This window comes from Amphibacillus cookii (assembly GCF_016908375.1).
In the GTDB taxonomy this organism is placed as follows: Bacteria; Bacillota; Bacilli; order Bacillales; family Amphibacillaceae; genus Amphibacillus_C; species Amphibacillus_C cookii.
Window position 1 is genome coordinate 64,323 of sequence record NZ_JAFBDS010000006.1, and the last position, 23,588, is coordinate 87,910.

Here is a 23,588-nt window from a genome sequence, read left to right on the forward strand (position 1 = left end):
TTAGTATGTCTTATACTAGAGCTTCAAAATCTCTTTTTCGCTGACTAACTTTTTTTATAAAATGAACCTTCAATCAGTGGACGGAGGCCTACAGGATGTAGGTCATGCAGACGTTGCCACAGGAGGTGGCGATCTTAGTCTGTCATCCTTCTTAAAGATGTGGCGGTTTTAGTCTGCGATCTTACCCACCTACCGATGATTCGTCAAGTGAATCAGGACATTAGCTTCCGTTATCACCGACCTCAATCGATTTGCTCTACGCTCTATTTTGAGGTCGGGGTTTTACGGAAAGTTATCTATGATAACCGTTTGATCTTTTACTATCCTATTAGAAAAACTTGGCTATTGCCAAGTTATGATTAAATAAAGCCTTCTTCATACATATCACTACTTTGTTCACTATCATAACACGTATTCTTTATATTTTATAACACTTATTAAAACTATTTCAACAAATTACGTCAAATATATTGACTTTGCTTACTTTAAATAATATGTCCATGATTAACAGATTATATAAAACGACCCTTCAATTAGTGGGCATTTTCGTTCTTCGCCCATTGATTGGTTGTTGAGTGAATCAGGACATTAGCGTCCGTTGCCGACCACCTAACTAAATTCAGCTTAACGCTCTATTTTGAAATGCGGTTTACTGACGGTTATCTGTGATAAACGATGAAAGGAAGCCCCCTTTCATATCATACTATGTCATAATCAAAAGCGTACCTTTGTGTTGGCACGCTTCTGAATTATGACTATATTAATACTGCATTAATGTCAAGACTTCGTAGCCGTTTAACTTATCACGACCATTTAAGTAGGTCAATTCAATTAAAAATGCACAGCCTACCACAATTCCGCCCAGCTCTTCAACCAGCTTAATAGTTGCTTCAATGGTTCCACCTGTAGCTAACAAATCATCCGTTATAAGCACACGTTGGCCTGGTTTAATTGCATCACGATGAATCGTTAAAACATCTTTACCATATTCTAAACCGTAGTCTACCTTTATCACTTCCCGTGGCAACTTCCCTTCTTTACGGACAGGTGCAAAACCAATTTCTAATGCATAAGACACGGGGCAGCCGACGATAAAACCTCGCGCTTCCGGACCTACCACAAGATCTGCTTTCATCTCTTTTGCATAGTGAACAATCTCATCAACAGCTGCTTTATAAGCAGGGCCATTATCCATAAGTGTAGTGATGTCTTTAAATTGGACGCCTTCTTTAGGCCAATCCTGTACTACTGTAATATACTGTTTATAATCCATAAACATTTTCCTCCTCTGTAGAACGCGTGCGTTCTACTTGACTCTCTAGCCATGATTTTAATTGTTGATAATTAGAATAATACAAAGCTTCTTGAACTTCTCGCTTTTTTAAAGCTTTTTGGTAAACAACGGATTCATTTATTTGCCGTTTCTTAGCCTGCTGATTGGGTCGTACTATCCCATTAGTTATTTTAACAAATTCCAATTCAGAAAACACTTCTAAGATGAACTCTATTTTATTTAATTTCCACCCTTTATATTGAGCAATTTTCTTTTTTTCAAGCTCGTTATTATACATTTCTCTTTTTAAAAGCAAACCATAAAACCATTTGAAATCAGCTCGACTTGGTAATGACTCCAAGAAATGATCTTCTTCAATACTATAACAAGCATAAATATTATCGGGTTTAATCACAGATAGAATATGCTGCAACTCAATCAAATCAATGGGTAAATCAACTAGGACAAGATTGCTGATCTGGCTTGTGTTTACTTGAGATAAAGCATCATATTGTATTAATGGCAGCGGACTATTATTTTCTATATTTTGAAACGTTACACCTAAACTATCGTTGGGCGTTAAATGTTCTAATCGTTTTTTCCATAATTTTGAACCTCGAAAATCAAAAACTTGTTTTTCTTGAATTCTGATATCTTCAATAAGCATTTGTGGCGATCGTAAGCCATTCCATTCATTCATTTGCAACTGGCCAACAATTTCGGCATCCGTGTCCGAATTAACGGCGTATAGTAATTCACCTAATCCAAAACCAACCATTGCTAACTCGTGCTCGTTGTCCATAAGTGCCAGTTTTAGATGGTTCTTTTTGGCACCAATCTGCTTGATATCTTTGGGCTTTCCCTTCACATGAAAAAGCGGTCTCGGATTAGCCATACCAAATGGCGCAAGCTTTTCTATTTCTTCGATAACTGCTAACGAGACATTTGCTAGATCAATAGAGGCATCAATGGACACCTGCTCCTTGTAGTCTTCAGGCTTCAAATTCTCTTTTGCCAGAGCATTTAATGCATCTCTTAAACGATTAATTTGATCGATAGTTAACGTCATACCCGCTGCCTGTGCATGACCACCAAATTGAAGAAATAAATCACGCACTTGCATACCATAATGAAAAAGGTCAAAAGCTTCAATGCTTCTACCTGAACCTTTAGCATGACCCAAATCAGGCTTAAGCGTCAAGCAAATCACAGGACGTTGGTATAGCCTTAACAATTTCGATGCTACAATACCTAATACACCTTCATTCCAGCCTTCTTTTGCAACGACAATCACATGTTGATTGCTCTCAATATCTTGCTCCACCTGTTCAATGGCTTCTTCAACAATTTGAGAAACGATCTGTTGACGTTCTTGGTTCATTAAGTCAATCTCAGAAGCAATTTGTTGTGCTTGTATTGGATCCTCAGTTAATAAAAGTTCAACAGCTGGGTAGGCGGTCTGTAATCGTCCGACTGCATTTAAGCGTGGACCAATGCCAAAGCCTATATCCTGTTCATTAACCTCACCTTTAATACCAGCCACTTCTTTCAATGCGTGAATGCCTGGACGCCTACTACGTGTTATCGCAGCTAAACCAAACTTAGCTAAAATACGATTTTCACCTTTTAGCGGGACTAAATCAGCTATTGTACCAATGACCACCAAATCAAGAAATTGTTCCGGAAAGTAACCTAATAAAGCTTGTGCTAATTTAAAAGCAACACCGACTCCAGCTAGCTCTTTGAAAGAATAACGATCTGAACATTTAGGATGAACGATAGCAAAAGCTTCAGGCAATTGATCTTGTAATTCATGATGGTCAGTTATAATTAAATCTATACCGAGCTGTTTCGCTACATCAGCAGCTTCAAATGCTGCAATACCTGTATCTACCGTAATAATGAGACCAAAACCTTGCTTTTTGGCTTCATGGAAAGCATCTGGATTAGGACCATACCCTTCTGTAAAGCGATTTGGAATGTAATAATCACACATCGCCCCTAATTCATGTAAAGTTTCAACCAACAATGTCGTTGCTGTGACACCGTCAGCATCATAGTCACCAAAAACAAGGATACTTTCGCCACGATCAATAGCGATCTTAATTCTTTCTTTAGTTGCTTGTACACCATTTAAAAGCTCAGGTGATAATAAGTCTTCTAATTTGGGATTTAAGAACTGTTCAATAACCTTTTCGTCTTTCATCCCACGTGTTGCAAGCAATTGTTCAACAATAGTTGAAGATGGATATGATGCTAATGACTGATCTTGTTTATATGTAAAGTTCCATTTTTTCTGGCTATGTAACATAAGCTCACCCCTGACCAATCTATTATACTAGAGTCTGTCAGGGGGTTCAAATAATCTTTTACTTTTATGCTGGCGCGTACCTGCGAAAAGTGAACAGCTGTAACGGTAGAGAACGCACACAAATAATGGATAAAACTTTTTAATAGCTGTGGTTATATGCTGATTTTTACGATACGGGATCACTTTCAGTAACTTTAGGGTCAACTTCTATACCTTCTTGCTCATCATCGATAGAAAGTTTGTTCTTTAAACTTTCATTTTCTGCTTCAAGTTGTCGAACCGACTTTCTTATACCTATCAAATGATAAATACTAAATCCCCCCGTAATTAGACCGCCTAACAGTGTTGAAACAAGAATAATTAAAATAAGCGGAGATTCAGCTGTGGTAAATAAATAATTCACTTCTACAGGCTCAACATTAATAACGGCAAAGATAGCTACAATAAGCGCAAAGACTAATGCTGAAATAATATACGTTTGTCCCTTCATTTTTTCACCTCTTTAATGATTAAACTTATTTAAGTTCTACCACAATTTTCAGTTTATTAAACAATAAAATTAAAGCCAGTAAAGCGTTGTTTACTGGCTTTACTGGCTTCGACCTTAGCTTATAACTTTAAACTTGTGGACCATCGTTGCGTTTCTTCTTAACATAAACGATTGGTTTATCTTTAATATTGCGTCCCCGCCATACTAACCATACTTGTGCAGCAATGAAAAGCGAGGAATACATACCAGCAAACAAGCCAATTACAAGGGCAAACGAGAAATTTGTAATCGCACTTGCACCAAATAGGAATAAAAACAATGCAGCAACGATGACGGTCAGCACTGTATTAATACTCCGAGCTAATGTCTGCATCAGGCTGTCATTAACAATTTTCGCCAATTGATCAAAAGAGCGCACACGTTGCTTTGCTTTTAAATTTTCTCGAATCCGGTCAAAGGTCACAATCGTATCATTAATCGAATAACCGACTATTGTTAAAATCGCAGCAATGATCGTTATATTAAACTCAATTTGTGTCATACTAAATATCGCCAAAATGATAAAAGCATCATGTAATAATGCAGCAATGGCTGTCAATGCAAAATAAAATTCAAAGCGTATCGTTACATAAATAATAATGAAAATAGATGCAAATAACACAGCTAGAATCGCATTACGTGCCAACTCTTGACCGACTACTGGTGAAACCGTACTAACATTAATATCGGTTCCATAGACTTCATCGAAATATGAGCGCACTTCGGCAACCGTTTCTTGACTTAATTGCTGATCAAAACGCGCCACAGCTATTTCGTTATCATTACCAGAAAACGAGAGACTTTGAACGTCTAAATCAAGTGTGTTAAAGTGCTCAATTATTTCTTCTTCATCTACCATGTCGATCGTATTCACTTCAACACGTGAACCACTGGTAAAATCAATACTTAAATTAAGTCCAATCGTACTAAGGAATATAGCACCCACTAGCATTAACAACAGGGAAGCAGTAAAAAACTTCTTCCGATGTTTGACAAAGTCAAATCGTTTTCCTAATACAGTCGGTTCAATCGGTGTCGAATCAGAAATAGCTTGAATCGCTGATGGCTTAACCCCAAACCAACGGAAACGTTTATTTAAGAAGCGACTATTGACCCATAGCCCTAGTAACCAACGAGAGATAAATACAGAGGTCATAAAGCTCAAAACAATACTGACTATGAGTAGTGTTGCAAAACCTTTTACTGAACTCGTACCAAAAATAAATAAAATCGCTGCCGCAATAAGCGTTGTAATATTCGCATCAAAAATCGTAGATAGTGAATTTTTATTAGCAGCTTTAAAGGCTGCAATCATCGTTTTGCCTTGCAACAACTCTTCTTTCATGCGTTCATAGGTAATAATGTTGGCATCGACCGCCATCCCTACACCTAATATTAATGCCGCAATACCTGGCAAGGTAAGTACACCATTCATCCATCCGAACACAAGTATAACGAGATAAATATACAAACTTAATGTGATTACAGAAATCATACCTGGAAATCGATAATACGCAATCATAAAAAGAAAGATAAATAGAATCCCTAGTGCACCTGCAAAGATCGTCTCATTCATCGCATCTATACCAAACTGGGCACTAACAGATGTTGAATATTCTTCATTTAAATCAACAGGCAACGACCCGGCATTTAAAATATCCGCTAATTGTTGCGCAGATTGCACTGTGAAATTCCCATCAATTTGGACATTAGATGTATTTAACACTTGATTAATCACCGGTGCCGATATAAATTTAGGATCATCTTTGGTAACTTCTTCCGCAAACGAGTCTTCTTCTTCCTGATAATCCAACCATATGACTAATTGATTACTTAGTTGATCATCTTCTAAGATCGTTCGCGTAACTTCTCCAAATTGGCTTGCCTCTTTTAGTTGTAGTGTTACAATCGGCTGATTTGTTTGTGGATGAAAATCTTGTCGGGCGCCACCTTCCACTAAGTCTGAACCATCTAAATATTCGTGATCTTCAACATCACGAAAGGATAACCGCGCTGATGTTGACAACAATTCTCTTGCCTCATCTTCATTTTCAATACCAGCAAGTTGAACTCGAATCCGATTAGGTTCTTCGATAGTAAAATTAGGTTCGCTCACTCCCAACACATCAACACGTTGACGCAACGATTGCACCGTAGCATCAAGGACACCGGTCGTAATCTCTTGTTCTTCATCCAACGGTTCTACTTGATATAAAATTTCAACACCACCTTGTAAATCAAGACCAAGGTTTAATTCTTTCGCCGTATCGGTTGCTGTAGTTGAAATGACAGCAATTAAGGTTAATAAAACAATTAAAAAGCCAATCAAGCGATTTTTTCTAATCATATGTATTGCTTCCTCCTCAGCTCAACATTCAAATGAAAAATTAAGCTTTTGATTATTACTATTTAACAAGCTAAACGCATTTTTCATAAAACGCCCTTTCAATCAGGACATTAGCTCCCACCTAAATAGATGAGCTCTACTCTCTATTTTGTGGCGCGCGTTTTTACTGACGGTTATCTGTGATAAAAAAAGCTACACTAAATAAATTTAAAAATATTTAAATCACCATTATGTATTATGCGTGGTTTAACAATCATTGTCAATTATCTTCTTGCTGATCTGCAGTAACGGCTGCAATTGATGCTAATAAATCATCATCTTGATAATTTTGCACGGTCAGATAACTCATAAACACATGGGCATTAAGATGGAAAATATCTTCAACCACTTGATACAACCTTTTTTCTTGATCTTTACGCCAAACCTTTGTTAATAAACACTGCCAAACGTTATCTGAAGTCGCATCACGATAACCAAATAATTGCAATTCACTAACTTTACTATCGATCACATCTTGCAACAGCGGTTTCCATGCTTCAACATGCTTCTTTTCCATTGCGTTTCCTCCTCAGCAGCAGATGAATTTCACCATCTAGTCATGCTCGTACATCTGCTGTGCATATACTTCATTGTATATGAATTTTAAAAATTTGAGAAGGTAGGATTTATAAATTATGCCAAAGCAATCATTTTTAAAAGGGACGATTATTCTAACTGCAGCAGGGTTAATTACGCGCTTACTTGGGTTTATAAATCGAATCATGATGGCAAGACTAATGGGAGAAGAAGGCATTGGACTATACAATATGGCATTACCTACCCTATTCTTAATGTACACCTTATCACAGGTGGGGCTACCAATTGCCATTTCTAAACGTGTTGCTGAAGCAAATGCTTATCAAGATCGTAAAAAAGTTAAAACCATCCTTGTCGTTTCACTTACCATTACAGGAAGTTTAAGTGTTATTTTTATTTGTTTGATGATCTTTCTCTCTCCATATATAGCAAATCATCTCTTGACAGATAATCGTACGCTCTATCCGTTATTAGCCATTACACCAATGGTACCTATTAGCGCAATTAGCGCTGTCTTACGTGGCTATTTTCAAGGTTTGCAAAACATGAAGCCACAGAGCTATGCACAAATCATTGAACAAGTTATACGAATTGGTTGCATTACTTTTTTTGTGAATTTACTCTTGCCTTATGGTGTTGAATTCGCCGCTGCTGGGGCCATGTTTTCAGTTATTGTTGGAGAGTTTGTCTCCTTAATTTTTATGTTCAGTTATTTTAAAACAAGTAAAAAAATAAAAGTAAGAAAACAATTTTTTTCAACTTTAAAAGCAAGTAAAACAACGGTTCAATCATTACTTTCCATTGCGATCCCAAGTACAGGAAGTCGTCTAATTAGCTCACTATCCAACTTTCTTGAACCGATCCTTGTGGCGCAAAGTTTAGCTATTGCTGGTTTTTCAACCGTGATGGCAACAAAACAATACGGGGTATTAACCGGGTATGCGATTCCTTTATTATTTTTCCCAACCTTTATTACCCACGCTTTGGCGATTGCATTAATCCCAAATATTAGTGAAGCCGAAGCAAAGCAACAACACCGAACCGTCCATTACCGGATTAATCAGGCGATCCGCATTTCATTTGCTTCTGGTGCTATTGCTTCAGTTGTTTTATTTCTGTTTGCCGAACCGATTTTAATGTTTATGTACAACGATACACAGGCAAGTTATTTAATCCAGTTTATGTCTCCGTTCTTCTTGTTTGTCTATTTACAGTTTCCATTAAATGCAACTTTACAAGCCCTCGACTTCGCCAAGGTTGCCATGTGGAATACATTACTGGCCACTATTTTAAAATATGCGATCTTAGTTGTGTTAACGATCCAACCGGCATTAGGTATCTTTGGGACAGTGATTGCTTTGTCTGCATCAGCGATTTTTACAACATTATTGCATTACACCAGCTTAAAAAAACTAATCAACTTTCACCTTTCTTTTCATGATCTTTTCAAGATGCTATTACTTGTATTGTTAACCTATATCACAGGCAAGATTTTAACGTCTTGGTTTCCTCTCTATCAAGACAACGTATGGTTACTCGTCATACTTATTGCCGTGATGATCGGTCTTTACTTAATCTATATCTTCGCGTTGAAAATTATAACACTTCAAGAAATAAGACCACTCATTCGAAAACGCTGATCAATGATCAGCGTTCATCTTTTAGATCAATAAACCAATTCTTCGCTTGGTCAATGGTACAATAAGAGATCTGTTCCAATGCTGGGTAACCTTTTTTCGTTAATTCTTCCTCTAACCATTGCTTGCTTTTATTTAATGTCTTCAAGGTGTCGTGCTGAATCTCTCCATCCATAATTAATAGATGAACAAAACCAGTAGATTGAGGTTGATCTTTTTCAAATACCGTAAGTTTGCCATTAGGCTCTAAAATAGCATATTCTACATCTTGGACACCTTTTATACTTTTTTCATGCAATTGCTGCATTAGATCATCGAAATTATAACGTTGTCTACGCATTTCATTTTCATCAACTTGCCCGTTCGCGATGATTAATGAGGGTTTCCCTTCAAACCAATCTCTAAATCGCTTGCTTTTTAAAGAAATATAGGCGGTGAGTCGCTGAATGATCACTAATATAAACATCGGGACAATCGCATGTGAGATTGGATTATTAGGGTCTTCTATACTAAACACCGCAATTTCAGCCATCATAATAAAAATAACGATATCCAGTAAACTTAATTCCCCAATCTCGCGTTTACCCATCAAACGGAAAAACAATACAATAAACCCGTAAGTCAACAACGTTCGGGTAATAATAATTACCATTTATAATCACCCATTTTTTCAGCATTACTGTTAAAGTACCCAAGCACCATAAAGTTATGTGTTAAAGCAACGGAAATAAATAACGTAATACCAAGTAAATCGTTGATAGTACAAGTGATAGAAAAACAAGCGGCAAACCAAATTTCAGAAATTGAAGAAAAGAAATCCGTTCACCTTCTCCTTCTGCAATACCAGCCACGACAACATTAGCTGAGGCACCAATCAAGGTACCATTGCCTCCCAAACAAGCGCCTAATGCTAGTCCCCACCATAATGGGTCTAAATAGTCGATACCAAATGATTGAAATTCCTGAATAACTGGAATCATCGCAGCGACAAACGGAACGTTATTAATAAATTGTGAGATCAAACCTGAAACCCACAATAAACCTATTGACGTTGAAATAAGGTCACCACGCGTCAAGTAAATCAAATGTTGAGCAATAAAGTCTAGTACACCGACTTCTTCCAACCCACCAACCAAGACAAATAAACCTAAGAAAAAAAATAATGTTTCCCATTCAACTTTCTCAAACACTTTATTAATAGAATACTGTTGTTCTGTTAATAGGAGTAACAAAATCGCTGCTGAAACCGCAACAGTTGTTAAATCGAGATTTAAGGCAGAATGAAAAATAAAACCAAGCATAGTTAGGATCAATACAGCAATAGATTGGAGGAGCATGGTCTTATTTTGCAAATAATAAGCTGGGTTTTGTTTTAATAACTGTTTAACTAATTCTGGATCAACAACCAAATGTTTTTTAAAAATGACTACCATGAAAATATTCACAATACCTAACAACAAAACAACGATAGGTCCTAAATGGATAATAAATGATAAAAAAGAAAAATGTTCAACAGCTTGACCAATCATAATATTAGGCGGATCCCCAATAAGCGTTGCTGTTCCACCGATATTCGAACTAAAGATGATCATCATTAAATAAGGAAAGGCCGGTAAATGTAATCGCTTTGTAATCGCGAGCATAATAGGGACAAATAATAACACAGTTGTCACATTATCTAATAACGCGGAACCAATTGCCGTTAATACTGAAGAGCCTACTAATAAAGAAACAGGTTTACCTTTAACAGCTTGAGCAAAGGAGACCGCAACATAGTGAAATAGACCTGTTCGTTCGGTGATCGAGACAATCACCATCATTGAAAAGAGTAAAGCAATCGTATCCCAATTTATATACCAACGAAACGCTTCTTCCCAACTATAAATATGGGTAATCATTAATAATGTGCCACCAGTCATCGCGACTAATGCTTGATTTACTTTTCCAAGTATAATAAAAAAATAACAAATAATAAATATACTTACTGCTAAAGTAATTGCCACTACAAGTCCCTCCAAGCCAATCAATTGATAGGCACTACTTGTACACTATATGTCATAAATGTTTGAAATATCGATGTCTAATTAAGAATTTATCATCATATTGTAATGACAAGAGGACAAGTTGGGAGGGAGGAAAGCAAGTGAAACAGCACACTACAGCTCTAATCTACGGTTGGATGATGATGATTACTTTATTAATATTATCAAGTTTTATTCTCGCTTTAGGTTTACAATTCACATCACTGACTAACCCATTGCTAGGCCGATTAACAACAATTATCGCCTTTCTAATGATCTTTTTTAGTGCTTTTGTAAGTGGCGTGAAAGCCAAACAAAATGGTTGGTTGATAGGTTTAATACTCGGTCTTGGTTTCAGCTTAATGATTTATCTTTATCAATATTTGGGGTATGGTGAACATTTTTCTATGCATCAGTCACTTTACCACCTTGGTTTTTTAATCGTAAGTACAATTGGAGCGATTTTAGGGGTGAATCTATTGGGGAGCAGAACAGCAGACGATTAAGTCATTTAGTGTACGATACAACCAAAGAGACAAAATCTATAAAACGAACCTTGAATCAGCAGGCGTTTTCGTACTTCTCAACTGATTCAAGGTTGAATCATTCAGAGCATTAGCGTCCGTTAACACCTGCCTAAATAGAAGCGCTCTAGTCTCTGTTTTATGACGGATATTTTACGGATGATTATCTGAAATAAAAGGTTATTTTTCTTCCTTATGAAAAATTTGTTCATTAATCTTATAAGTATCTGCTTTGCTTTCTTTTAGTTCTTCAATATAATGATCTAGGGAATCAGGACTATTGAGCTCACTTTCTACACTTATCTTTTCAGCTAATTTATTTAATTTAATTACATCTTCATATTGTTTTAAAACGTCAGGGTGAGTAAAATAGTCCGCTGGTGAAACATTTAGTTCTTCTGCTAAGCTGATGTGGGTCTGTTCCAATTCTGGTGTAGCATTTTGTTCAAATGCTTCTTTGGTTTGTTCCGCGTAAGCCAATACCTCATCTTTCGTTACTTCGACCCCCTTTTCCCTAGCATCTTGTAGTAGCAGTTTATTTTCAATCACATCGTCAAGTATTTCTTCATCAGTAAGATCAAATTCAACGCCATTTAATTTATGAACGCGTTTTATATTTTCTTTGTAGTCCATATATTCTGCTTCGGTAACTGTAAAGTCGTCTCCCTCAACTAAAATTGCCTTAGAATCAACCAATTCTATTTTCTTTTCTTTTTCCTCAAAAAAATGATTGGGACGTATTAATAGGCTGAAAATTAATAATAAGCCTAAAGAAATAATTAATAACAGGTGCATTCTTTTAGCATTAAACATTGATATATCCTCCTAAATTTAGATACTATCATTTATTATGAAAAGAAAAATAATTTTATTATAGTTAGGCTATAGCTATAAATTAAAGTTAAAAAGACTGAAACCAAGTATAAGTATATGCAAATTTGTGAAGGGATTCTAAGTAAGATGTGTAGGAATATTTTTTGTTAAAGATGTAATGAATGGATGATAAGAAGATAGCAATCGCTATTACTTCTTCTATCATTATTGAATGTTATCTTGTTAATTGGATTTGTCATTCGATTAAACATCTTTAAAGTAAATTTTACAGGGGATCTTTTGAAGTATCAATCCTTAAGACTTGCCTGAGTAAAACTTTGAATAACATAGGCTATATACCATACTCCGTCGGATTGTTAGTTGAGTGAATCAGGACATGAACCTCCATCTAAATAGATTTACCTTTCGTTTAAGCGATGTATACAAGAAAACGCTAGATAAGAAAAATCCGAACATTATGTCTCAATGTGCATAGCGCTTCGGCAAAACACTTCGCTTTTACTCTCCCTAGCCGTGGGCACGGCTTTGGGCCTACAGGATGTAGGTCAGTTAGACGTTGTCCCAGGACGGGACGGGGTTAGTCTAACATTCCTCCACTGTGAAGAAGGACACTTCACACAGTGGATCCTCAGCTTGTCCTGTTCCCACAGGATAAGGAAAGCGTCCTCGATCATACATCGCACGAAGAAAATCGTTCTTTATTTTCGAGGAGTCTACGTGTTTTACCTACGCTTAGTTGAGAATGATCGGATATTCAATTTCACTATTTAGTTATGTCACAAACTCTTTACACGGATAAGAAGAACTATGGAAAAAGCGTTATCTTTTACTCTTTTTCTTTGCTATACTCTGATCATCAATTATTGCAATGTCTTATAATAATAGCGCTGAAGCTAAAATACCAACTATCCATTGCAGATAGAATAAATACATTCAATTTAGGCATCTCTTCGTTATTCTCCATTGCTTTACCAAACATAAAGAAAACAAACGTATGAACTAAAAACGTCATCGAGAACGTAAAGGTAATTAAACTTGCCGCTTCTAGTCCGACAAAGATAAAAGCCCCTCATCTATTTTTAGATGAAGGGCTTATGCTTGATAAAGATATATTACAAACTAATTTCATCCTTACCCGAAACCTTCATGAACAATAGTAGGGATAGGACGGTAAAGATCATTAAAATCGTTGATAAGGCCGCAGCAATGCCGTAATTACCACGAATGACTTCAGTGTAAATCGCAACCGTAACGGTTCTGGTGTTCACTGTATACAACAGAATTGAGGTCGATAATTCGGAAATCATCGTAATCCAGCTTAGGATTGCACCCGCAATAATACCAGGCATCATCATCGGTACAGTAATTCTAAAGAACGTATTTAGCTTACTACTACCTAAGCTCTGAGCTGCCTCTTCAATCGATGGAGAAATTTGATGAAGTGAAGCGACTGAAGAGCGAATGGTATAAGGTAGCCGCCTGACAGCGAATGAAATAACTAAGATCATCGTCGTGCCGGTGATTGATAAAATGCCTGACCCACCAATGCCCGTATTGTATGACGTTAAATAAGCAATTCCTAGTACTGTACCTGGAACAATATAGGGAATCATACTTAAGCTATCAATTGTTGATGTTACGGCATTTCGTCTCCGAACAGCTAAATACGAAATAAAGACAGCGAACAGGATAACCAAAATAATCGCAAAGAAAGGAATTCTTATTGTGTTAAAGATTGAATTTCCCATCCGTGAAAATGCCTCTAGATAACTATCTAAAGAATACCCCGATTGAAAGACCATGCCACTTGTATTTTGGAATGAAGTATAAACAAGATACAGTTGTGGAAGTACCGCTGTAAATACGATGCCGTAACTCGCAACATATACAAGCACCTTTTTAATACCGGTTACTTTCTTTGTTCCGACAGGGTGCAAAGCATTCATCGAAAAAGCAAAACGCAATGAAACGACCTGTTGAAGCATAAAAATCGATAGTGCTATGACAATGGCAATGACCGCTAATGCAGAAGCAAAAGCAGCATCTCCTCCGACTTCACTAATGAATTCAGTATAAATTAACACTGGGAAGGTTCGATAGCCTTCGCCAATTAACATTGGTGTACCAAAGTCTGAGAATGCGCGCATAAAGACAAGCAATGCTCCAGCTAGGACGGTAGGCATTAGTAATGGTAAGACAACTTTGAAGAAACGTCTTATACCTGTTACCCCCATGCCCTCTGCCGCTTCTAAAATCGATTGATCAATGCTCTTGAACGCACCATTAATATAGAGAAAAATCAATGGAAACAGTTGAAGGGTAAACACGAGTACAATGCCTGAAAAGCCATAAATATCTGGCATTTGAAAACCAAAAATTCTGCTCAAAAAGCTTGTAATGACACCACTGCGCCCAAGTAATAAAATCCAAGAGTACGCGCCAATAAACGGTGCTGACATTGAAGCAATGATAATTAAAATCCTTAAAAACTTTTTCCCTTTAAAGTCAAACATAGCGAATAGGTAGGCAAGTAGAATACCAATAATCAAAGCGAAAAAAGTTGCTGTAATCGAGACTTTAAAGCTATTAAAGAGCGTGTCAGAATAGTAGCTCATTGAAAAGAATTTAGAAAAGTTCTCAATCGAAAAACCGAGCTCACTAGTATAAAACGATTGCTTCAATATATTACCAACTGGATAGACTAGAAAAAGCAAATAGGTTATCAAAATAACTAAACCAGCTATGCCCCAAATATCTAACCGAAATCGGTTTACTTTTTTTGTGTTTTTCATCACTTCACCTCCGAAAGGTTAGTTAACCCGTCGGCACAATACACGTTAATCTTATTCGTATTAATCGTTAAATGAACACGATCACCAACGTTTAAGTCCTCATCAAAGCTTGATTCCTCGGTTACTTGGATATGATGTTTATCCGTTAGCGAAACAACATATTCTGTATTCAGACCTAGATAAACACTGTCCTCAATTCTGACTTTAAATGTATCTACCGAAGTAGTATCTTCGACTCGAATAAAGTCTTCTGGACGAATACTAATACGTACTTGCTGGTCGTCTAAATGATTTAATTTTGGATAAGGAATGGTAAAGCCATTTTGTAAATGGAGCTCAGCAATACCTTCCTCGTTATGCTTTAATTCAGCATTAAGCATATTTGTTCGACCAATAAAGGAGGCAACAAACTCATTAGAAGGTCGATGATATAAAGATTTAGGCGAGCCGACTTGTTGTACAATACCATCTTTCATTACCGCAATTTGATCGGAAATTGCCATCGCCTCTTCTTGATCGTGAGTCACATAGACGGTTGTAATGCCAACTTCTCTTTGAATTTCACGAATGGCTTTTCTCATATCAATCCTTAGTTTGGCATCCAAATTACTTAAAGGCTCATCCATTAGTAGTACCTCTGGATTAATCGCTAATGCTCGGGCTAGGGCAACACGTTGCTGTTGACCGCCACTTAGTTGTTCTGGTTTACGATCCATAAACTTTTCCATTTGGATTAGTTTTAAATATTTTTCAGCACGCTCTCTAATGATTTTCTTATCAAGCTTTCGCTGTTTTAACCCAAACTCTACGTTTTCTCGAACGGTAAGGTGAGGAAAAATCGCATAGTTTTGAAATACCATCCCTATATTTCGTCTGCTAGGCTCTTGATCATTAATGCGCTTTTCATTGAAATAAAAATCGCCTCCTTCGATCGAGTTAAACCCAGCAATCATTCTCAATAGTGTTGTTTTACCACAACCGGAGGGGCCGAGTAGTGTGAATAAAGCCCCCTCTTTAATGGTAATATTTAGATCCGGTATAACAACTGTATGGTCAAAAACTTTCTTTGCGTGCTCTATTTTTATTAATGTCATAAGAATCTCCCCCCTTATTCATTCGATTGAATCTGTACAAAGATTTCATTGTAACGATCCACAATTTCTTGTCGATTTTCTGATACAAAATCCATGTCTTCTTCCAACGCATTAATTTCAGAGAACGACTTCATAACATCATTTGTCTCTACATCTTCCCGAACTGGGCGATTCGTTGTTGTTGTCGAGAGTACATTTTGGATTTCTTGTGAAATAATAAAGTCAATAAACTTCTCAGCATATTCTTGATTATTCGCCCCTTTAATAATAGCTGCATTTGCGGCTAAGAAAACAACGCCCTCTTCAGGATAAATGATTTCGACATTAGCACCATCTTCAATCAGCTTGGCAACAGGGTCTTCATAAGATAAACCTACAGCCATTTCACCATCAGCTACCGTACGATAGACATTGCTTGAACTTGAACTGATTTTACCATCAACATTGGTATATAAATCTTCGACGTAGCTCCAAGCTTCTTCAGACTCATAGCCACCCTTAGCCAACAGCATATTTGTTAATTGTGCGAAGGCACTAGATGAATTCGATGGATCACCTGAAGAGATTTTCCCTTGCAATTCTGGATTTAGTAAGTCCTCATAACTATTAATTTCAATATCGCCTAAAATGTCACGGTTTGCGACCAATACACTACCATCTAGTGTATAAGGCGTATAGAAACCTGTTGAATTCTGATAAGCATCTATGACACTTCCATCTTCTGATGATACATATTCCTCGAATAAATCAGTGTGCATCGAAAACTGCGTATAGCCACCACCGAAAATAATATCTGCAACTGGGGAATCTTTCTCGCTTTCTAATTTAGCGAATAGTTCACCAGTACCTGCTTGAATGAGATCCACTTGAATATCATATTTTTCTTCAAAGGCTGGTATCGTTGCATTAATTAATCCCTCAGAGTTAGGTGAATAAATAACTAACCGATCACTGTTACCTTCTTCATTATCTGAACAACCGATTAATAAAGTAATCAAACCAATAAATGCTACAACAACTAACAACTGCTTTCTAAGCGCTTTCATTATTATCTCCCCTTTTTCATTTAATACCTTGATTATACGGTAATGATCACGTTTTCATATCCGAAAATCGAATAATATAGGGGAATATCCTACAGTTTATCAACGAACTCTTTTGTACTCATACCTACATACTTCTTAAATACCTTATTGTAGTATTTGTATTCACTGAACCCGCAATCTTCAGCAATTTGATAAACTTTTTTTTCGCCTTTTAAAATAAATTCGATTGATTTCCTAATTCGATAGCGATTTAAATAATCATTAAAAGTCGTATGCACTTCTTTTTTGAAGCGATCGTGGAGCAAGGTAGGACTGTAACCAATCGCTTTTGATACATCATCGAATACAAACTTTTCAGCATAATTCTCTCTGACAAACTGAATCATTTCATTGACAACTTCATCATTGACTTGATGAATCTTTACTTCGCTTGCATGCAGTTCTTCTAAAGCTTCTTGGGAATAGGAGAGCTGTTTAATGGTTTTTAATTGTTTCGCTTGTGTAATTGCTCGTTCTAAAGCTTGATAGATCTCCTGTTCATTTATCGGCTTTACGATGAATTCAGTCACACCAAATTTTATCGCTTTCTGAGCATTGGAAAATTCATTATAGCTAGACAGTATAATGGTACAGTAGCTATAATCTAGTGTTTCCTCTAACATTTCAAATGCATTTTTTATCGGCATATTGATATCGGTCAAAACAATATCTGGATCTAGCTCCTTAATAAGCTTCACACCTTCATCGCCATCTCTCGCTTCACCTACAACAATACAGTTGTGTTTTTCATAATCTAAGCCATATACCAGACGTTTACGGATAAGTGGTTCATCTTCTACAATGACTAATTTATACATAATGACCTCCAACAATTCTTAATTCTATAACGGTGTAATTCCATTTCGTTTTTATAACAAAACGAGAGTGCTGATACATTAAGCTTAAGCGTTGTTTCGTATTAATCAGTCCGTGGTGCTGATCAGGCTTAGTTGTCGTTTTTAACATCACATTTAAGCGGTTAGCTTGATCTGATGTTAGGGCGCCACCATTATCAATGATACGAATAACGACATCCCCATGAGTGCTTTTATGGATAGAGAGCCGCACCTTCAAATCGCGTCGATACTTAAATCCATATTTCAAGCTGTTCTCAATTAGTGGCAATAGAAACAATTTGGGAACACGTAAATGATTTAATTTGTCATCAATATAAAATTCATAAGTGAAATCCTCATAGCGTATTTGATTAACTTTTAAATAATTTTCAATATAAGTTAAATCTTCTTGCAGGCTCAAATCGACATTTCCTTCACTAATACTATATCTCAAGATATCATTCATTAGCGTCAGCAACTCTTCAGCTAACCCGCTATCTACATAGATGGCAGAGCGAATCGTCTCTAATGTGTTTGCCAAGAAATGCGGATGAAATTGTGCTTCTAATTTACGACGTTCTGATTCTAAATTTAATTCACTCAACTTAATATTCCGGTCATGCGCGTTCTGTAATTCAGCGAGAACATTATTAATATTTTGTGCTAACGTCTCAAATTCATCATCTGTCTGAATTGATATTCGATGCGTGGGTGTTTGGCTAACTTTAATTAATTCATCATAAAGTAAATATAGGGAGTGACCAATTTTTGTCGAAACATTTTTAGAGAAAATATAGGTTTGAAAAAAAATAAACAATGATAAGATAGTAAGCACAATTAAGCTTGCCAAAAAAACACCAGCATAATTTTGATTTCTGATATATGCGGTAACATTAATATTATTATATGGCTGTGCTTCTTTATATAGAAAATTTCTATTTGAATTGTCATTATTAAAATCTAACTTACCTGTCGTTGAATTCACAATACTATCTGAACTTGATGATAAAACATTATCATACTGATCATAAATGACATAATTTGTGATTGCATCTTCCCTTAACAGTTGAAATTCCCTTCCATTAATAACCGACACTGCATATCCAATAATAGCCCCATCAATTATTGGATGTATATACAATAAATAAGAGGACTGATTTGAGCGATAAACCCGCGTTACCCCTGTTTCAGCTAAAGGTGTTTCATTTTCGATGACTAAGTTTAAGAAATGAAAGAGTGCATAGTCAGTTTCAAAAACGGGGTTAGTATGTAAAGCTAAAGCTACGTCTTCATCAAAAACCAAAAGGTCACTTTTGATCTGTTGTCTTGCATTATAGCTGTAAAAGGAACTAAATACGTTTCTTGAATCTGATTGGCCTTGCAAAAATCGAACGAAGACATCCTCAGATACTTGATAAAGTTCTTCTTGTTTTGTCTTTATTATAGCTTCCAAACTTTCGCCATAATGATCAAGTGTATTGTTCAATCGATAATTTCTCATATTGTAGTTGAAGAAACCGATAGTGATAATGGTAATAACAATCATGACCGTAATAATTTTAAATGAGAACTTCAGAATGTCTTTTCTAATTTTCGACTCGAATCTTTTCATTTTCACGTTTAAAGTACCTCACTCGGCTTGACATATTTCATTATCTTTACTTTTATAGGTAGCTATGTTCCATGGTTATTCTATATTTTAGCTGAAAGCTCAGTAAATTAGCAATGACAAAAAACTCCTTCTTAAAATAAATTTGTTTTAAAAAAGAGGAGGAACTTCGATTAAAGCCTACTGGCACAGATAACCACCTAATTTAGGCTAGGACGCCAAATTAATTGTCCCTTTTTGACCTAGCTATTATGACCACTATAAGATCCTTTAAAACATATCTTAAAAAATCCAGACTATATAAAAAATCACCAATGAATCCGCTTATATAACAATCGGTGAACCCATACACGTTAATTATGGCATGGGTATTTGTATTAGTTGGCTGACAAATGGTACTAACAGTGAGCCAAATGAAACGAAGACGATCAAACAGAAGAGGTTGACCAGATGGAGAGGAAACAACAGGTTCAGTAGAAATAAATATGTAAGGATCATCTTATCGAATTGAGATGCACTACGTTGGGTACAGGCTGAACAACGCTTTAAGGATGCTTTGGCTGGATCAAGCTACACAACTGAGATTATGTTTAGCCAAGGATCATCCGCTAATTGGGATATTAATTAGTAGAGGTATTGATGTCCTTATTATTATTTCACAAGGTAGCAATGCCTAAGAGGCAGAGGGGATAAAAGTGATTACTCATGACCAGTTTATCACAAGTATGAATGCAGTAAATTACTATGTAACCTTTGATAGCTTCGTGGTTGGTGAAGCATAGGAAGTAAAGGCGTAACTAATAGGATACCGGTAGTTAGAACACTTGAAAAAGAGTGCTTTCACTACCAGTACCCTATTATTCAACCTGAATGAATCAATTTCATTTTTACTTCATACCAGAATTTACACTTCTTGGATTAGATGTTTGGTAGACATTTTATGCTTTTTTAACGCACACATTTTGCTACCTCTAAGGTGTAGAACAAAAAATTAAGATTTTTTATAAAAATAATGCTGAAGCCAAAATACCAACTAATCCAATTGCGGACAGAACATATACGGGTAATTTAGGCATCTCTTCATTATTCTCCATTGCTTTACCAAACATAAAGAAAACAAATGGATGAACTAAAAACGTCATCGAGAAAGTAAAGGTAATTAAACTTGCCGCTTCTAGACCGAACATCCCCTCTTGAATACCAGCAAATAAACCAAAATGAGAAATAGCAGAAGCCTTTGCCATCGCAGCAAAATCGATTGACATACTGCTAAAACTTAACAAATACAAACCGCCGAAAATGGCAATGATTTGCCAACCGAATCCGAATTGTAGCAATGATTTCATTTCGTCTCGATCATTACTATCTGATTTTTTTATATTTTTAAGACCAATCACTAATAAAACAAAACCAAGGATTAGCATAATAATCGATGGTATTAAAAGTAATGATCCACGTTCCGAGCTAACTGCTAGAATAGAAAAAACAAAAATATGCATTGCAAACGGGATATTAACAAGCATAGGTGCACGATTTGCTGCTCGCTTGCCTAAATCACCTGCTGTACAAGCACCTGTTAAACCCGTATGTGATAAGGCTCCAGCCATACCTGGCGCTAAGTTCCGTACACTTGCTGTCTTTCCAAAATAAATTAATAATGCCATACCACCGAACATCCAAAAAATTTGTCCGAAAAATCCATAACCTAATACAGCACCCGTTCCCTCCATTTCAAAAACTTCGATAATGCGAGAACCACCTACCATAAAATTCCCTGCTAAAACGACTGGAATACCAGCAAACAAAAGCGCTTTAATTGTTGGCCCAAAAACATAACTATAGCACAGTACACCAAGCATTGTCGCAATAACCATCGCAAAGAAAATGGATGGAAGGGCAACCAATGTACGCACCCATTCTGCTAAGTGAAACGACATAATAAGAACACCAATAATGACGATAATCTCAAGTACGCCTTTACGGATATATAAGGGCTTTTCTAAAATTTTCGCCCGATTATCGATTAAAATAATCGATCCCACAAGACCAAGGTAAGCCATAATAGGGTAATAGTTTCCTAGGGAGCCCGTATCTAAACCTAGAAGAATACGACTCATCGCTTCAATACCAATTAGTAAAAAGAAGGATCGAACAATTAAAACAAGTTGTGTTCGCGTTGTACCTAGTACTGCTTCTTCTTCATTGTGAATAAGTAAATCTTTCGTTGCACCGGTCTTATTACCAAATATCTTTCGTATTTCTTGACCACCAACAAAAAAAGTAACAATTAATGCAATATTGGTTGTTTTTGAAATCAATTCGACAACGGGGAATTGTTGAAGACCTGGTTCAGCTAAGTCACTTGCAACAAGGACAAAACCCATGGCTAAACCGAAAATAACAATGATTAAAATTGGGGAATAACGTGTACCAGCGACAACAGTCCGGGCAATTAGAACCATAGGGATTAATAAAAATAATGATAATAAGAAGTGGTTTAGTAATTGTAAGCTATCGACTTGCTGAATAAGTTGTTCCATTCAAGTTCTCCTCTCAAAAATAAATAAAATTAAGTAAGCACACACTTATGTATCATACTTTGTTTTTGTGAAAGAGTAAACATTATCACGTATAGATTCACAAGATGTTCATAATTAATTCATTTACGAAACCTATTCAGTATTAATAAAACGATCAATCAGTGGGCATTGAGAGAATCAGGTTATTAACGGCGTTTATCTCCTAACCTAAATAGATAAACTCCCCTCTCTATTTTGAGGCTAGCATTTTATGGACGGTTATCTGTGATAAAACGAAACTTCAATCCGTGGGGGTTTCGTCCTTTCCCACGGATGGTTAGTTGAGTGAATCAGGACATTAGCGTCCGTTAGCGCCCGCCTCAATCGATTGAACGCTGTTCTCTATTTTGAGGCAGCGTTTTACGGACGGTTATCTGTGATAAAAGCATTGATATGTTCAGCAGTGCTTAATTGTTGCTCTTCTCTAGAGATTGTCGCTTTCCCATCACTCTTTTGTTCACCATAATGTCCAAAATAAGCATGATTGCCACCTTCTATTACTATTTCAATAGAGGATTCGCTAGGTAAATACGCCCTATTCTCAACAAATTTATCTTGATTTAACACTTTATCTTCTGAGCCCCGCAAAGTAAGAATCGAAATATCAAAATTCGAGAGATCGGTAGCTGAATAAGCACCTAGCAAAATTAAGCCTTCAATCTGATCATAATTGGATTTGATAAAGTTGGCAGCCATCGCACCACCGAGTGAATGCCCGATGATATACCATGCTTCGATTTCAGGGTTATTAATAATAATGTCCCCAGCAGCACTCGGGTTTAGAACAGCAAGATTAAATGGCATCGATACCAAAAAGCTATCATAACCTTGTTCAGCCAACTTCTGCATAAATAGACCATATGCTTCTGTCTCTACTTTCCCTCCAGGATAAAAAATTAGTCCTGTTTGAGTAGACCTATCAATCGGCGTAAACTTATATCCTTCTGGAATGGTTTCAACATCTACTTCTTTTGTTGGTTGAAAAGCCACATTAGCCACATCCATGGGAAGATAACTATCATTAAGATACCAAATAACAAGGGAAATCAACACTGAAAACATCGCAAAAATGGCAAGTAAGATCTTTTTTTTAATATTCATATAAACGCCTTCCTTCTCATCAAAAAGATAAAGTGAAGAACTTTTCAAAATTGCTTTTCATGTTAATGATATATAATAAAGCGAATGATCCATTCATATGAATGAATCATTCGCTTATCATTACATTTCTTTTACTTTAATCCCAGCCTTTGATCTTCTCTACTCTTGTGCAACCACTTGTTTTACAGCTGAACGATCGTATGTAAGCTTTTGACCACCATCCACTTCGATAACAAGAGTGCCTTCATCTAATGAATGAACAGTGCCATGCATACCACCAATCGTGACAATTTGATCACCTTTTTTTAATTCAGACTGCATTTGATTAACTTGTTTCTGGCGCTTTTGCTGTGGACGAATTAAAAAGAAATAAAAAACAAACGCCAATAAAAGAAACGGAGCCATTAAACTAATCATTTCTCCCATATTTGAGTCATCCT

The 23,588-nt window shown here is 36.3% G+C and carries 18 protein-coding genes and 1 pseudogene; 3 read left to right on the forward strand and 16 right to left on the reverse strand.

Annotated features, from left to right (window positions below; all coding sequences use genetic code 11):
• Nucleotides 1-760: 760 nt before the first annotated feature.
• From JOE23_RS09835 to JOE23_RS09855, 5 genes are all read right to left on the reverse strand, one after another.
• Nucleotides 761-1,273: an adenine phosphoribosyltransferase gene (locus tag JOE23_RS09835; protein WP_204438062.1), complete on the reverse strand. Its 513-nt coding sequence runs from the start codon at nucleotides 1,271-1,273 to the stop codon at nucleotides 761-763.
• Complete coding sequence (gene recJ / locus JOE23_RS09840; RefSeq protein WP_204438065.1) at nucleotides 1,263-3,584, reverse strand: single-stranded-DNA-specific exonuclease RecJ; 2,322 nt, start codon at nucleotides 3,582-3,584, stop codon at nucleotides 1,263-1,265. The genes JOE23_RS09835 and recJ overlap by 11 nt, the downstream gene beginning before the upstream one ends.
• 166 nt (nucleotides 3,585-3,750) lie before the next feature.
• A complete protein-coding gene (locus tag JOE23_RS09845; RefSeq protein ID WP_204438067.1) occupies nucleotides 3,751-4,074 on the reverse strand; it encodes a LapA family protein in 324 nt (107 codons plus the stop codon).
• A gap of 127 nt (nucleotides 4,075-4,201) precedes the next feature.
• On the reverse strand, nucleotides 4,202-6,460 hold the full coding sequence (gene secDF, locus JOE23_RS09850) for a protein translocase subunit SecDF (protein ID WP_204438069.1): 2,259 nt from the start codon (nucleotides 6,458-6,460) through the stop codon (nucleotides 4,202-4,204).
• 259 nt (nucleotides 6,461-6,719) lie between these two features.
• Nucleotides 6,720-7,016, reverse strand: coding sequence for a post-transcriptional regulator (locus tag JOE23_RS09855; RefSeq protein ID WP_204438071.1), 297 nt, complete (start codon nucleotides 7,014-7,016; stop codon nucleotides 6,720-6,722).
• Between the two features lie 118 nt (nucleotides 7,017-7,134).
• Here JOE23_RS09855 and spoVB point away from each other — a divergent pair, with 118 nt between their 5' ends.
• The gene (gene spoVB / locus JOE23_RS09860; protein ID WP_204438072.1) at nucleotides 7,135-8,676 is read left to right on the forward strand and encodes a stage V sporulation protein B; all 1,542 of its coding nucleotides are present in this window, start codon (nucleotides 7,135-7,137) and stop codon (nucleotides 8,674-8,676) included.
• A gap of 7 nt (nucleotides 8,677-8,683) precedes the next feature.
• Here spoVB and JOE23_RS09865 read toward each other — a convergent pair whose 3' ends face one another.
• Complete coding sequence (locus JOE23_RS09865) at nucleotides 8,684-9,325, reverse strand: DUF421 domain-containing protein (RefSeq protein WP_204438073.1); 642 nt, start codon at nucleotides 9,323-9,325, stop codon at nucleotides 8,684-8,686.
• Between the two features lie 61 nt (nucleotides 9,326-9,386).
• A complete protein-coding gene (locus JOE23_RS09870) occupies nucleotides 9,387-10,676 on the reverse strand; it encodes a sodium:proton antiporter (RefSeq protein WP_204438074.1) in 1,290 nt (429 codons plus the stop codon).
• 140 nt (nucleotides 10,677-10,816) lie between these two features.
• Between JOE23_RS09870 and JOE23_RS09875 the strand changes: the two genes are divergently transcribed.
• A complete protein-coding gene (locus JOE23_RS09875) occupies nucleotides 10,817-11,200 on the forward strand; it encodes a TIGR04086 family membrane protein (RefSeq protein ID WP_204438075.1) in 384 nt (127 codons plus the stop codon).
• 198 nt (nucleotides 11,201-11,398) lie between these two features.
• Here the strand turns inward: JOE23_RS09875 and JOE23_RS09880 are convergent, their stop codons facing one another.
• The 6 genes from JOE23_RS09880 to JOE23_RS09905 form a co-directional block, all read right to left on the reverse strand.
• Nucleotides 11,399-12,031 (reverse strand): SurA N-terminal domain-containing protein, encoded by a 633-nt coding sequence (locus tag JOE23_RS09880; RefSeq protein WP_204438077.1) that lies wholly within the window; start codon nucleotides 12,029-12,031, stop codon nucleotides 11,399-11,401.
• A 1,133-nt stretch (nucleotides 12,032-13,164) separates the two neighbouring features.
• Entirely contained in the window at nucleotides 13,165-14,844 is a 1,680-nt protein-coding gene (locus JOE23_RS09885; RefSeq protein WP_204438079.1) for an ABC transporter permease, read from the reverse strand.
• Nucleotides 14,844-15,938 (reverse strand): ABC transporter ATP-binding protein, encoded by a 1,095-nt coding sequence (locus JOE23_RS09890; protein ID WP_204438080.1) that lies wholly within the window; start codon nucleotides 15,936-15,938, stop codon nucleotides 14,844-14,846. The genes JOE23_RS09885 and JOE23_RS09890 overlap by 1 nt, the downstream gene beginning before the upstream one ends.
• 14 nt (nucleotides 15,939-15,952) lie before the next feature.
• A complete protein-coding gene (locus JOE23_RS09895) occupies nucleotides 15,953-16,984 on the reverse strand; it encodes an extracellular solute-binding protein (protein ID WP_204438081.1) in 1,032 nt (343 codons plus the stop codon).
• A gap of 89 nt (nucleotides 16,985-17,073) precedes the next feature.
• Entirely contained in the window at nucleotides 17,074-17,841 is a 768-nt protein-coding gene (locus tag JOE23_RS09900; protein ID WP_204438082.1) for a response regulator transcription factor, read from the reverse strand.
• The gene (locus tag JOE23_RS09905; RefSeq protein ID WP_239585368.1) at nucleotides 17,834-19,471 is read right to left on the reverse strand and encodes a sensor histidine kinase; all 1,638 of its coding nucleotides are present in this window, start codon (nucleotides 19,469-19,471) and stop codon (nucleotides 17,834-17,836) included. The genes JOE23_RS09900 and JOE23_RS09905 overlap by 8 nt, the downstream gene beginning before the upstream one ends.
• A gap of 508 nt (nucleotides 19,472-19,979) precedes the next feature.
• Between JOE23_RS09905 and JOE23_RS17905 the strand changes: the two are divergent.
• Nucleotides 19,980-20,247, forward strand: a pseudogene (locus JOE23_RS17905) (sugar ABC transporter substrate-binding protein); the annotation flags it as partial.
• A 222-nt stretch (nucleotides 20,248-20,469) separates the two neighbouring features.
• Here JOE23_RS17905 and JOE23_RS09910 read toward each other — a convergent pair.
• The 3 genes from JOE23_RS09910 to yajC form a co-directional block, all read right to left on the reverse strand.
• The gene (locus JOE23_RS09910; protein ID WP_204438084.1) at nucleotides 20,470-22,008 is read right to left on the reverse strand and encodes a hypothetical protein; all 1,539 of its coding nucleotides are present in this window, start codon (nucleotides 22,006-22,008) and stop codon (nucleotides 20,470-20,472) included.
• A gap of 399 nt (nucleotides 22,009-22,407) precedes the next feature.
• Entirely contained in the window at nucleotides 22,408-23,148 is a 741-nt protein-coding gene (locus JOE23_RS09915) for an alpha/beta hydrolase (RefSeq protein WP_204438086.1), read from the reverse strand.
• Nucleotides 23,149-23,307: 159 nt separating this feature from the next.
• Complete coding sequence (yajC, locus tag JOE23_RS09920; protein ID WP_204438087.1) at nucleotides 23,308-23,574, reverse strand: preprotein translocase subunit YajC; 267 nt, start codon at nucleotides 23,572-23,574, stop codon at nucleotides 23,308-23,310.
• Nucleotides 23,575-23,588: the final 14 nt, after the last annotated feature.

Excerpts from the sequence above, each read along its gene's own strand:
- JOE23_RS09835 (WP_204438062.1), bottom strand. The coding sequence starts at position 1,273 with ATGGATTATAAACAGTATATTACAGTAGTACAGGATTGGCCTAAAGAA.
- recJ (WP_204438065.1), bottom strand. The coding sequence starts at position 3,584 with ATGTTACATAGCCAGAAAAAATGGAACTTTACATATAAACAAGATCAG.
- JOE23_RS09845 (WP_204438067.1), bottom strand. The coding sequence starts at position 4,074 with ATGAAGGGACAAACGTATATTATTTCAGCATTAGTCTTTGCGCTTATT.
- secDF (WP_204438069.1), bottom strand. The coding sequence starts at position 6,460 with ATGATTAGAAAAAATCGCTTGATTGGCTTTTTAATTGTTTTATTAACC.
- JOE23_RS09855 (WP_204438071.1), bottom strand. The coding sequence starts at position 7,016 with ATGGAAAAGAAGCATGTTGAAGCATGGAAACCGCTGTTGCAAGATGTG.
- spoVB (WP_204438072.1), top strand. The coding sequence starts at position 7,135 with ATGCCAAAGCAATCATTTTTAAAAGGGACGATTATTCTAACTGCAGCA.
- JOE23_RS09865 (WP_204438073.1), bottom strand. The coding sequence starts at position 9,325 with ATGGTAATTATTATTACCCGAACGTTGTTGACTTACGGGTTTATTGTA.
- JOE23_RS09880 (WP_204438077.1), bottom strand. The coding sequence starts at position 12,031 with ATGTTTAATGCTAAAAGAATGCACCTGTTATTAATTATTTCTTTAGGC.
- JOE23_RS09885 (WP_204438079.1), bottom strand. The coding sequence starts at position 14,844 with ATGAAAAACACAAAAAAAGTAAACCGATTTCGGTTAGATATTTGGGGC.
- JOE23_RS09890 (WP_204438080.1), bottom strand. The coding sequence starts at position 15,938 with ATGACATTAATAAAAATAGAGCACGCAAAGAAAGTTTTTGACCATACA.
- JOE23_RS09895 (WP_204438081.1), bottom strand. The coding sequence starts at position 16,984 with ATGAAAGCGCTTAGAAAGCAGTTGTTAGTTGTTGTAGCATTTATTGGT.
- JOE23_RS09900 (WP_204438082.1), bottom strand. The coding sequence starts at position 17,841 with ATGTATAAATTAGTCATTGTAGAAGATGAACCACTTATCCGTAAACGT.
- JOE23_RS09905 (WP_239585368.1), bottom strand. The coding sequence starts at position 19,471 with ATGAAAAGATTCGAGTCGAAAATTAGAAAAGACATTCTGAAGTTCTCA.
- JOE23_RS09910 (WP_204438084.1), bottom strand. The coding sequence starts at position 22,008 with ATGGAACAACTTATTCAGCAAGTCGATAGCTTACAATTACTAAACCAC.
- JOE23_RS09915 (WP_204438086.1), bottom strand. The coding sequence starts at position 23,148 with ATGAATATTAAAAAAAAGATCTTACTTGCCATTTTTGCGATGTTTTCA.
- yajC (WP_204438087.1), bottom strand. The coding sequence starts at position 23,574 with ATGGGAGAAATGATTAGTTTAATGGCTCCGTTTCTTTTATTGGCGTTT.